The 11,511-nt window shown below is 43.7% G+C and carries 9 protein-coding genes; 6 read left to right on the forward strand and 3 right to left on the reverse strand.

Annotated features, from left to right (window positions below):
* Nucleotides 1–83: 83 nt before the first annotated feature.
* On the reverse strand, nt 84–2,333 hold the full coding sequence (locus AC0J2X_RS01845) for an acyl-CoA dehydrogenase (RefSeq protein ID WP_014950257.1): 2,250 nt from the start codon (nt 2,331–2,333) through the stop codon (nt 84–86).
* A gap of 410 nt (nt 2,334–2,743) precedes the next feature.
* Here AC0J2X_RS01845 and AC0J2X_RS01850 point away from each other — a divergent pair, with 410 nt between their 5' ends.
* The 4 genes from AC0J2X_RS01850 to AC0J2X_RS01865 all read left to right on the forward strand — a co-directional run bounded on the left by AC0J2X_RS01850 (nt 2,744) and on the right by AC0J2X_RS01865 (nt 5,552).
* Nucleotides 2,744–3,298: an outer membrane protein gene (locus tag AC0J2X_RS01850; protein ID WP_472995714.1), complete on the forward strand. Its 555-nt coding sequence runs from the start codon at nt 2,744–2,746 to the stop codon at nt 3,296–3,298.
* A gap of 104 nt (nt 3,299–3,402) precedes the next feature.
* A complete protein-coding gene (locus tag AC0J2X_RS01855) occupies nt 3,403–3,660 on the forward strand; it encodes a DUF3081 domain-containing protein (RefSeq protein ID WP_472995715.1) in 258 nt (85 codons plus the stop codon).
* A 185-nt stretch (nt 3,661–3,845) separates the two neighbouring features.
* The gene (gene lpxL, locus AC0J2X_RS01860) at nt 3,846–4,781 is read left to right on the forward strand and encodes an LpxL/LpxP family Kdo(2)-lipid IV(A) lauroyl/palmitoleoyl acyltransferase (protein ID WP_472995716.1); all 936 of its coding nucleotides are present in this window, start codon (nt 3,846–3,848) and stop codon (nt 4,779–4,781) included.
* 153 nt (nt 4,782–4,934) lie between these two features.
* Nucleotides 4,935–5,552, forward strand: a complete 618-nt coding sequence (locus AC0J2X_RS01865; protein ID WP_014950253.1) for a TcpQ domain-containing protein — start codon at nt 4,935–4,937, stop codon at nt 5,550–5,552.
* A 10-nt stretch (nt 5,553–5,562) separates the two neighbouring features.
* Here AC0J2X_RS01865 and glnE read toward each other — a convergent pair whose 3' ends face one another.
* Nucleotides 5,563–8,496: a bifunctional [glutamate--ammonia ligase]-adenylyl-L-tyrosine phosphorylase/[glutamate--ammonia-ligase] adenylyltransferase gene (gene glnE / locus AC0J2X_RS01870; RefSeq protein WP_472995717.1), complete on the reverse strand. Its 2,934-nt coding sequence runs from the start codon at nt 8,494–8,496 to the stop codon at nt 5,563–5,565.
* A gap of 314 nt (nt 8,497–8,810) precedes the next feature.
* Between glnE and AC0J2X_RS01875 the strand changes: the two genes are divergently transcribed.
* Nucleotides 8,811–9,716 carry a DUF350 domain-containing protein gene (locus AC0J2X_RS01875; RefSeq protein ID WP_014950251.1) on the forward strand — a complete coding sequence of 302 codons (906 nt, stop codon included), beginning with the start codon at nt 8,811–8,813 and terminating at the stop codon, nt 9,714–9,716.
* Nucleotides 9,717–9,761: 45 nt separating this feature from the next.
* On the opposite strand, the gene AC0J2X_RS01880 is transcribed toward AC0J2X_RS01875, so the two are convergent.
* Nucleotides 9,762–10,109 carry a GIY-YIG nuclease family protein gene (locus tag AC0J2X_RS01880; protein WP_472995718.1) on the reverse strand — a complete coding sequence of 116 codons (348 nt, stop codon included), beginning with the start codon at nt 10,107–10,109 and terminating at the stop codon, nt 9,762–9,764.
* A gap of 238 nt (nt 10,110–10,347) precedes the next feature.
* Here AC0J2X_RS01880 and AC0J2X_RS01885 point away from each other — a divergent pair, with 238 nt between their 5' ends.
* Entirely contained in the window at nt 10,348–11,412 is a 1,065-nt protein-coding gene (locus tag AC0J2X_RS01885) for an XrtA/PEP-CTERM system-associated ATPase (protein WP_049587179.1), read from the forward strand.
* The last annotated feature ends 99 nt before the right edge of the window (nt 11,413–11,511 follow it).

Consider the following 11,511-nt stretch of genomic DNA (forward strand, 5'->3'; position numbering starts at 1 on the left):
TAGAAAGGTAATTTAACGGGCAAATAAAAAGCCCCATCTCAAGGATGGGGCTTCGTTAATCAAGTTACTGCAATTATGACAGTTTACGCAGCGTTTTGACCGCCATCAATCGCTTTAAGCGTTTGAGACGCTGGAACAAGTTCCATATCAAACGTGTATTCGTCTACACGAACTGCTAGCTTGCGCTTTTCGTTATAGTCGTGAAGCTTAGCGGCTTCATCAGCCGTTACTACGCCTTTTTCTTGAAGCTTGTTAAGTGCATGTTCAAAAGAAATGAACGGCACTACAGGCTCTTTGCGAAGTGCTTTTTGCACTTTGCCAAGAAGGTGCGCTACCGCATGCTTCGCTTTAAACGCTTGCTCGTTGATGTCGTTGCCGTCTCCTGGCGTTACGCGAACAAGGTGAGTAAGCTGCTCTTTCACGCTGTTATCTTGCATAGATGCAATAGAAAGCTCACGCACTAGGTCATCGCTAATACCCGCAACACTGTTGGTGTAGGTGTTGGTAAGAAGACGCATTAAGCCACGTGTCGCCGTGTTCGGGAAATTGTTGATAAAGTTAACAATTGCCTGATCAGCTTGTTGTAAAGACCACTGCATAGCGTATTCGAAATACGGTAGCGCAAGCTTTCTGTCTTCAATGCGCTGCTCGTAGAAACGAATCGCTGCCATTGCACCGTATAGGTAGCTCATTACGTCACCTAGACGTGCTGATAAAAGCTCAGCTTTCTTAAGGTCACCGCCTAGTACCGCAAGTGACAAGTCAGCAAGTGGAGCTAGTTTTGCAGAGATGCTGTTAACACGCTTCTCATACTTGCGAACTTCTGGTAGTGCAGACTCGCTCTCGCGTAGGAAAGGAAGGTAGCCTTTACCTAGGCTGCGGAAGGCATTTTTAACGCTGAAGCCAACTGTTTTACGAAGTACTTTGTTGAACTCTGCATCCGCAGAACTTTCGTTGCTGTGGATTAGGTCAACCATGTCTTTAAGGTAAGGGTGACAACGCATTGCACCTTGGCCAAAGATCATCAGGTTACGGGTAAGAATGTTTGCACCTTCTACCGTAATCGCGATAGGAAGCGCAGCATAGCCGCCCGCTAACGTATTCTGAGGACCGCGTTGAATCGCTTTACCTGCCTGAATGTCCATAGCAGAGTTCATCACATCACGACCTAGTTCAGTCATGTGATACTTAGCAATAGCGGTAACTACTGATGGCTTCACGCCTAGGCCTAGACCTTCAGTTGTAAGAACACGCATAGCCTCAAGTAAGAAAGTCTTACCCGCGATGTCTGCCATTTTCTCTTGAATACCTTCAAAACGACCAATTGGAAGACCGAATTGCTCACGTACGAAAGAATATTCAACCGTGCCTTTAAATGCAGATTGTGCAGTCGCTACGCCCATTGCTGGAAGTGAAATACCACGACCTGCACCTAGACAGCTAACTAGCATCTGCCAACCACGACCAATGTTCTTTTGACCACCAATGATGAAGTCCATAGGAATGAACACATCTTGACCACGAGTAGTACCGTTGTAGAAGCGTACACCCATTGGGTCGTGACGGTTACCAAGTTCAACACCTGGGTGAGACTTAGGTAGAAGGGCACAGGTAATGCCAAGCTCTAGTTTGTCGCCAAGTAGTTGGTCCGGATCGAATACTTTAAACGCAAGACCTAGTACGGTCGCAATTGGTGCAAGTGTAATGTAGCGCTTGTCCCAGCTTACGCGTAAACCAAGCACTTCTTCACCGTTGAATTCGCCTTTAGTCACGATAGCCGCGTCAGGAATAGCACCTGCGTCAGAACCTGCCTCTGGGCTGGTTAACGCGAAGCACGGAATATCGCGACCGTCTGCTAGACGAGGTAGCCAGTAATCTTGCTGCTCGGTCGTACCGTAGTGCATAAGAAGCTCGCCTGGACCTAATGAGTTAGGAACCATTACGGTTACCGCAATTGCACCGCTTTTCGCTGCGATAGTGGCAACGATTGTAGAGTTTGCATACGGGCTGAACTCAAGACCACCAAATTTCTTTGGAATGATCATAGAGAAGAAGCGATTCTTACCTAGGAAGTCTAAAACGTCCTGAGGAATGTGCTTGCCGTTGCCTAGTTCAAAATCATCGATCATGTTCAGCAACTCGGTTACTGGACCGTCCATGAATGCTTGTTCTTCTGCGCTCAGTTTTGCCTGAGGGATATCGCGTAGCGCCTGCATGTCAGGCTTACCCTGATAAATAGAAGATTCAATCCACACGTCGCCTGCATCTAAGGCTTCTTGCTCTGTGATTGAAATTGGGGGTAATACTTTCTTTAAGCTAGTTCTGATACTCATAATAACTCATCCGCTCATCTGACCAGTTGTTTAAGTTAATACTACACCTAATTTAAAAAAGATCAAATTTTGTAAAAACTATTAAATAATCATGTGGTTATATAAACTATCTGCGTACTTTTTACACGAAAGTGTGATGCAAGGGATTAACATTGCTGATATTTAATGGTCAAAAAGCGCTCCGGTTGTTGTGTCACCTTGATGTAGAACCACTATACTTGCGGTAACACGCCGCGATTACGAACATTTTACCTCTCGCTGTGTGGGTAATTATCTAGGCGGACTGGAACAAAACCCGCTTTTTCGTGCAGCTATCAATTAACTGTATTCATCTAAACTCTGTTTGTTCGTTTTAATCAGAGGCATTGTCTTTTATAGTGAGCGCTCTTTAACATGGAGAAGTAATTAAAATGCGCCGTCTTTCATCATTTTTCGCTAAGTTCCTTATTGGAAGTGCAGCTTTAACAAGCTTGGGTTTTTCTGGACTAGCATCTGCCAACGGATATGCAGTGGCAAATATTGGCTTTGGCAACGTAGACACTGAAATAGATAATGAGTCTGATATTAGCTATTCAGCTGCTTTAGGCTATCAATTTCACCGTCAGTGGTATGTAGAAGGTGGCTATATCTCTTTTATTGATACAGATAACGACGAACAATCAATCTCATCTAAAGGCCCTTATTTGGCGTTACTAGGTAAAGCGAGCAGCCAGAAAGGTGAGCTGTATTATAAATTAGGCGTGGCAAGCGTTGACATCGAGCACGCGTCGATAGATAGCAATACCTGTGGCCCAGAAGCCGCTGTGTGTGGATACGATGACACAATTATCGCAGGATTAGCTGGGCTAGGCTTCGATTACTACTTAGGCTTACAGTCGATGGTACGCGTGGAATACACCTACTTTGGTGGCAAAGATGATTTTTCTGCGCATATTGTAAATTTAGGTTTTCGCTACAACTTTTAGGTTGTAGTTATTAACTCGCATAGTCGTTTTAAATATAGCCCTAGATAAATCCAAAAATCGTTTGATTGTGTAAAAATAGATAAATTCTCAACAATGGATTTACAATGAAAAACGAATTAGACAGCAAGTTCTTACTTCAGGTTTTCGACAAGATCCGCCAGCATGGCGCGAAAGAAGATGAACAGTATAAGCTTAATGGGATCACTGCATTTACAGATCACGATGGCTATACGCTTTACATTGAAGACGTTAATGTGAAGCTGCAGTTCGGCTTTCACAATCAATACCATTTTGACTATGACTCAAATGAGCAATATGAATCGTTTGAGAAAAAGTTGAAGCAAATCGATAAAGAATATTAGTGACCTGATTTCAGTTTGTATTGATAACAAGCAATATGTTTCTTAAGCAGAGAAAGCAAGTATGGGCTCTCTCTGCTTAAGTGCTTCTATTAATCGCAAGAGCACTGTGGGCTGTCTGTCTCAATTAGCCCCACCAAAAACCTTCTGCTACAATGCCGCCCACTTCGTTTCAAAGGATACAGACATTGGCGGCGGCAATTAAAGCTCCTAAATTTAAACTAGCATTTTTAGGCCCTAAGTTTTGGCCTGTATGGTTAGGTGTTTTCGTTCTTTATACGATTACATGGTTGCCTTTACCCGTGATACGCGCTATCGGTGGCGGTACCGGTAAACTTATCGCATTAATTGTTCCTAAACGGGCAAAAGTCGCAAAGCGTAACTTGACGCTCTGGAACCCTACACTTTCCGCCAGTGAAGTAGAGGCGCTTTACAAAGAAAATGTGCGGCGTACAGGCATGGCATTATTTGAAACTGCTATGGGATGGTGGTGGCCCAGCTGGCGCGTAAAACGAGCCATTGAGATTGAAGGCACTGAGCATGTTGAAGCGGCCCTTGCAAATGGGAAAGGTGTCTTTGGTATGGCACTTCACAATATGAATCTGGAATTTGCCTGTAGAGGTATTGGCTTCTTCCGTCCAAGCATCGCGTTTTATCGCAAACACAACAACCCTCTCGTTGATTACCTTCAGTATCATGGGCGAAACCGCTCGAACAAATACATGATTGATAAGCGCAACGCAAAAGCCTTACTTGCTGCACTTGACGATAAAGAACTTTGTTTGTATTTGCCCGACCAGGATTATGGCCCGAAACAAAGTATCTTTGTTCCATTTGGTGGGGTGAAAGATACCGCGACAACTACAGCAACGCTGATGTTTATTCGACGTAGTCACTCTGAGCCAATGATCATCACGTCGCAATACACCAAACACGGTTACAAAATTAAAATCTATCCACCGCTTTCTCAGTTAGGCGATATGGAAGACGCTGAAGCACTAACATTACTGAATCAACATGTAGACGCTGCGGTTAAAGAACAGCCAGAAAGCTATTTGTGGATGCACAAGCGATTTAAAACCAGACCGGAAGGTAACCCTGAATCGCTGTATAAATCACTATAGCTGTGTATGAATAAACACCTAGCGATGAAAATTAGATAAATAGAATAATAGGCTTTCCGTTCGAAGGTAGACTAAAATAGAAGAATTATGCTTAAGTTCATACACATAGCATAAGCTGATTTTCGATTAAAAGTGGCTACACATTGGTAAGGTATGGGACAGACAAGTTATTCAAGTTCATCGTTTTGGGCAAAGCAAATTGGCATAGCAGCAGTGCTTGTGATCATTGCTGGCGTACTCATTTACATGCTTCAAACACAGGACCAAGAGCCTGTTCCGCAAGGGCAAGCGGAAGAAAAGTCTGTATCACGTGGGTTAAGTGAGTTCTATCGAGACTTCCGTATGTCTGCTACTGACCCAGCAGAAGAGGAGCAGGGAGACTTTGTACTGGATATTGCGGGCGTTGATCCTAATTTAGACAACAAGCTTGCACAAATGTCTAGCCAAACCCGTCCGGTTGAAAAGAATTGGACCGGCGAACATAAATACCGCACGTTCCAGGAAGGGAACACACTGCGCGAAGCTATCTCGCAATACGCTCAAGCTGAAGGCATGCAGGTGATATGGAACCTGGAGCAAGACTTTGTTATTAAGCACCAGTTTCAATTGGACAACACGGTTGCAGGATCGCTTGCTAAAATTGCCAGTGCCATAGACAGTAGTTTTGAAGGGCAAGTAAAAGCATATTTATGTGCAGAGCAACGCTCGCTGGTGGTGACTGCCCAAGAAACAGAATTTCTCACCACCAACTGTCGTTTGGTTAGAGGTTAAGCTTCATCGCCTAGCCGCTACACGTTCCAAATAGTGTATTCCAGTGAATGGTTACTTGTTCTCGTATGGCATCTAGTTCTTCGCTCTGATCTGCGTATTTGGTGTCTGCTAACGTTAAATGGTGGTATTGCTCTCGCAGCTTTAAATACGCCTTTTGCAGTTTGTGCGCGGTGGCGACATCAATAATGTTGCTCTTGGCTGCGGCGTCAAAAATGCGAAGATTGTCAGGATATTCTGTCATGGCAGCCTGTGACTTTGCATTAGCGAGTACAAGATATTGAGCCATGAACTCAATATCGGTAATACCACCTACACACTGCTTTAAGTCTACCTTGTCGTTCTCCTTTGAAAGCAAGTGCTCCCGCATTTTTAAACGCATTTTGCACACATCGTCAGCCAACGTTTTAGCGTTTCTAGAGCGAGTTAGTATGGAATTTCTTACCTGCGTGAAGTCATTCAAAAGGCGAGGGTCTCCGCAAATTGCTCTTGCACGAACCAGCGCTTGATGTTCCCAAGTCCATGCTTCTTCGGTCTGGTATTTCTCGAAACCATCGATATGGCAACATAACAATCCCGCATTGCCAGAAGGGCGTAGACGCAAGTCGGTTTCGTATAATTGTCCAAACAACGTCTTCGTATTGAGAAGATGCATGATGCGCTGCGCCAACTTAATGTAAAACTGTTGTGCTTCAATAGACTTCTTGCCGTCAGTACTTATGCCGCGAGGGGCATTGTGCAAAAACACTAAATCTAAGTCTGAGCCGTAACCTAGTTCATACCCGCCTAGTTTTCCATAGCCGATAACGGCAAATCCTTTGTCAGTTCCCTCTAGGTGTGCTGGAACGCCATAGCGCTGTTGCATTTGCATCCAGGCAGCATCTACTACGTTCTCCAATATCACTTCAGCTAGCACCGTAAGCTTATCGCTCACGTTGTTTATAGGTAGTGATTCACTGATGTCGCTGGCGGCTATGCGAAGCTGTTGGCAAAGTTTGAACTGCCTCCATCCATCCATAAGCATTTCAACATCGTCTTGTTCAATACGAAGCATGATTTCACGCAGTTCCAGCTGATATTCCTGCTTGCTGGTATGGATATCGGTATTTTGCTGACCTAGGTATAACGGCGTGAGTAATTCGTCTAATAGTAACGGGAAGCGCTTAATTTCTTGAGCAATCCAGTCGCTTCGTTCACATAGCCTTACTAACTGTTTTAGTACATCCGGATTTTCAAGTAGTAAGTCAAGGTAAGTGGTTCGGCCTGTAATCGCTTCTATAACACCAAGTAAACGGTCGAGTACCTGAGGGATGTAGTTTGGATGTTGGTTGATGAGCACATACAATATTTCGGGAAGCAATTTATTTAACGTGTCTTCACCTTTTTGGCCTATGCGATAATTGCGTTGCTTATCCTTGAAGGCGACAAGAATAGAATATATGCCTTTAATATCGCTAGCAGACAGGTATTCGCCAAAGGTTTCAGTAAACTCATCCTCTTGCAATGCAAGACGCCACGCATCTTGGCAGGCAGTGAAAAGCTGGTCTTCTTCTGAGTGCGTATCATGAGACTCTTCTACTAACTCGTTGAAATGGGCATGAATACGCGCCATTACAGTATCTAAATGCACTAAAAATTCACCGTAAGAATCAAAACCCATGACTTCAATAAGCGCAGCTTGTTGCCAAGGTAACTCAGGAAGAGTTTGGGTCTGGCGATCTTGAGCTTGTTGAAGCGTGTGCTCTACTTTTCTTAGGAATAAATAGTCACTTTTTAGCTGTTGCGTTACATCGCGTTCGACTATATCGAGTTCAGTTAATGCGTCTAACGTGCGAAGTAATGACTTACTTTGTAATGCTGGCTCTCGTCCTCCGTGAATCAGCTGAAAACTTTGGGCAAAAAACTCCACTTCACGAATGCCACCTGCGCCGAGTTTTATATTGTTACTCAGTCTGCGTCTGCGTATTTCTGTGGCGATCAGCTTTTTCATGTTACGAAGGGCATCTAATGTGGTGAAGTCTAAGTAACGACGGAAGGTAAACGGGTGCAAAATGCTCTTTAACCATTTCACATCTTGCGAATTATCATCGTTAATCACCCGCGCTTTTACCATGGCAAAGCGCTCCCAGTGTCGCCCCTGGTCTTGATAATAATCTTCAAGTGCCGTGAAATGCATCACAAGGGGGCCAGAATCGCCGAAGGGGCGTAAACGCATGTCAACGCGGTAGACTTGACCGTCATTAGTCACTTTGTTCAATGCTTGAATAAGTTTTTGCGCGAGCTTGGTAAAAAACTGCTGATGCTCTACGCTTTTTCGACCACCTTGGGTTTCGCCTTTTTCTGGGTACGTAAAAATTAAATCGATATCAGAAGAAAAGTTGAGTTCCTTTCCTCCTAATTTCCCCATACCCAAGATATACATGTGCATGTCTTGGTTATGGTTTTGTGGTTTTCCATAGCGCGCTGCTAAATGTTGATAAAGCCAGTGGTACGCACCGTTAATAAGTACATCAGCTAATGCTGAAACCTGCATAAGTGATATTTCGATGGGTTGCTTGTTCAAAACGTCGAGGAAAGTAATCCGCGCCATCTCTTTATTTCTAAACTCCCTCAACACTTGCATTAAGTCATCTTCGCTGGCGACGTTGTGCAATTCATTGTCTAGGTTTGCGAGATAGTCAGATGACATGGTATTGCCAAGAGATTGAAGCGTTTCACTTTTCTCAAGGGGTTGATAAGGCTCAACGATGCGAGAAACAAATGAAGGATTTTGAATCAATGTCTCAGCCAAGAAAGAGGAACGCGTGAAGGAGAGCATTAGTTTTTCACAATGAGCCTCAATTACGGCTCTGTCACTTTCGCTAATTGCTGGCGCTGTTAACAACTGCTGCCAAAATTTTTCGGCAAGTTCTACGTTTGTCATGCTATTTTCGTTGTCTGTTGGCATAATGCTCGCGTCTTATGAGATATCGCTCGTGTTTTACGGTTGAATACTCACAATTGCCATTGCAAGTACTCAAAACAAGGTCTGCTAAGTGCGCTAACGTGCAGCTCTGCATTCAATGTGGTTAAGTGCCTGCTAACCCAGGGTGTGATCTACAGGTCATTTGGCCCTAACTAAAATAAATCTGAACAAGTTCGATGTCATCGTTGTACAAGTTTGTATTAGATGAACGCTATTCAATTAGCCATCACTGATTTTTCGAAACTATATCAAAAACTAATCAGAAGAACTTTGTGTGTTCAAGGAGCAAAGATAACGTGGAAGCCTTAGTAAAACTAGTACCTCTAACGCAAGAACTGCTGATATATCTCGCTATGGATGTCGCAATTGCGTTAGTACTGCTAATGATTATGAAGTGGCTGACAGGCGCATTTAGGAAATACTCGGTAACAGAAGAACTAGGTGTTAAAGATAACTTCGCATTTGGGATAAGCATTGCGGGAGGCATGCTGTCGTTGTGCATAGTATTGAGCTCGGTTGTTGGCCGTCATATTGGCGTGGGTTATAAAGAAGCGGCGATTGGAATGGTAACTTTCGGCATTGTGGGCATTATATTGGTGAAGTTCGGACGCTTCGCTCACGATAAACTAGTACTTAATAAAGTTGATACTCACGCGATGATTGCCGAAAGGAGTGTGAGCGTGGCGCTGGTTGATGCGGCTAGTTTGGTGGCAAGCGCAATTGTTTTACGCAATATTATGGTGTGGGTTGATGGCAGCGACATGAACGCAATCATTGCTATTGTGACCGGCTTTACCGTAGTTCTGACCATGTTGCTTGTTATGACGCGCATTTTAGAGTTTAGATATGCAAGAGATAATCAAAACGACTCATTTCAAGGGGCGCTAGAGAAGGGACAGTTAGCACTCGCTATCGAGCACACTGGTAATTTACTTGGAACTGCTATGATTGTGTCGGCAGCGAAGAATTTACTCATTTATAACCCATCAGGCTACGTGAGCAATATAACAGGTTGGCTGATTGTTAGTGTTGGCTTAGCAATCGCACTTCATATTTTGGTACTAGCGAGCAAAAAAATTATTTTATTTGGCATGAATTTCCGGCAGGAAGTCGATCAACAGCATAACGTTGGTGTAGCTGCACTTGGGTTTACCCTTAGCATAGGAAACGCCATGATCATTAACGGTGTTTTAGGCGGGTAGGGGAATACTCTTTTCTGGATAACGAACCTAACGCAACCCAATGTCTTAATCTTCAAATTGGGTTTTCATACACATTAGCTCATTGAGTTGCCCTTTACGAATAATCCCGTTTTTTTGAGGGCGGCTCATTCTCTTTACCTCATATTCAAGCTTTGATGCATGTGACTTGTCAGTCATTTCGAATATGGCTTTAAAGGTCAGTGGTGCCTTACCTTTTAAGGCCTTGGCGCCCCCTTTTAACTCTCCTCGGTGTTGCGCTATGCGGCGCTTGGGGTTAGTGGTAATTCCTGTGTAGAGTTGGCCAAGCTTATTTTCAACTAAGTAGAGATACCACGTAGCTTTCGTACTTCCCTGGTGGGTATTGCCTGCGGTGGCTGGTATACTTTGTGCCAATGTAATTCAATGTATAGAAATTTCTCGTAGCTTTATGTTAGCAGAATTAACTAGTGCTTGTTGATCTTTGCTGTACAACACAGATCAATCAGCCCTGAAGACTCGGCGTAAATATTTTACTTCGATAATCGCGCGATGTTGGTTACCATATATACGAGAATAAGCGCGCTGTTTCGAACTCATGTGTTCGCACTCATGTTTTCGAACGCATATCTTTAATGGAAAAACGGTAAATTGCATGTACGAAAGTTATTATGGACTTAACTCGAAACCGTTTCAGTTAACCCCAGATCCAGAATTTTTCTTCGCAAGTAAATGGCACAAACGCGCCATGTCTTATCTACAGTATGGACTTTCTCAAGCTGAAGGGTTCATTGTTATCACCGGCGGAATTGGAACCGGGAAAACCACCGTAGCAAACAGCTTGCTTGAAGAAATTGAAGACGACATTGCGGCAGCTCAAATTGTTACGCCAAAGCTGTCGCCAGACGAACTGGTAAAAATGGTCGCGTCTAAATTTGATATCCCTACGGAAGGTCGCTCAAAAGCCGATATTTTAAAAGCGCTTGAAATTTTCTTATACGATCTAAACAAAGCGGGTCGCCGCGCCTTACTATTGGTTGATGAAGCGCAAAACCTTCCGTTAGAGACCATTGAAGAATTAAGAATGCTGAGTAACTTTCAGCTGAACGGCAAACCGTTGATTCAAAGCTTTTTGCTGGGGCAAGAAGAACTACAGCCTATTCTGCGCGCACCGAATATGGAGCAATTTAGGCAACGTATTGTGGCGTCTTGCCATCTCGCTCCGCTTTCATTGGAAGAGTGCAAAGAATACATTGAGTACCGATTGCACCACGCGGGGTGGAATGGCTCACAGTTATTCAGTGAAGAGGCGTTTGAACGAATTCACATGTTCTCTCGCGGTATTCCTCGTAAAATTAATACCTTAATGGATAGGGTAATGCTCTATGGCTTTTTAGAAGAACTAGAGAACTTTGACGCGGACGCGGTAAATGAAGTAATTGAAGAAGTAAAAGCCGAGATGTTCGAGCCTGATAAAACAGGCGCGGAAGTGACGGAGCATATGGGCTTTGCTGACCACCCTGAAAGCCAAACTATCATGACACCTAAAGGCAATGTTATTCGCGACACCAAATACTACTTGGATATGTTAGCAGAATTAGTTGATGCTTTAGATGATGCCATTTCACAAAAAGTGAAAATGACGCAATACGTTGATAAGCTTATGAAAAAGAAGTTCAAAACGTATGTCCGACTTAAAAGTGATGATAAGAAAGAGTGATACTTTCTTTGTAGCCACCATCATTTGATAAACAAAAAAAGCGCCTTTTTACTAACGTAAAATCGGGCGCTTTTTTTTGAGTTTAGTTGACTAGTGCTG

Source organism: Alteromonas sp. R7 (assembly GCF_055755235.1).

What these genes read in the sequence shown, in the direction of transcription:
- AC0J2X_RS01845 (WP_014950257.1), bottom strand. Translation starts at nt 2,333, where the DNA reads ATGAGTATCAGAACTAGCTTAAAGAAAGTATTACCCCCAATTTCAATC.
- AC0J2X_RS01850 (WP_472995714.1), top strand. Translation starts at nt 2,744, where the DNA reads ATGCGCCGTCTTTCATCATTTTTCGCTAAGTTCCTTATTGGAAGTGCA.
- AC0J2X_RS01855 (WP_472995715.1), top strand. Translation starts at nt 3,403, where the DNA reads ATGAAAAACGAATTAGACAGCAAGTTCTTACTTCAGGTTTTCGACAAG.
- AC0J2X_RS01865 (WP_014950253.1), top strand. Translation starts at nt 4,935, where the DNA reads ATGGGACAGACAAGTTATTCAAGTTCATCGTTTTGGGCAAAGCAAATT.
- glnE (WP_472995717.1), bottom strand. Translation starts at nt 8,496, where the DNA reads ATGCCAACAGACAACGAAAATAGCATGACAAACGTAGAACTTGCCGAA.
- AC0J2X_RS01885 (WP_049587179.1), top strand. Translation starts at nt 10,348, where the DNA reads ATGTACGAAAGTTATTATGGACTTAACTCGAAACCGTTTCAGTTAACC.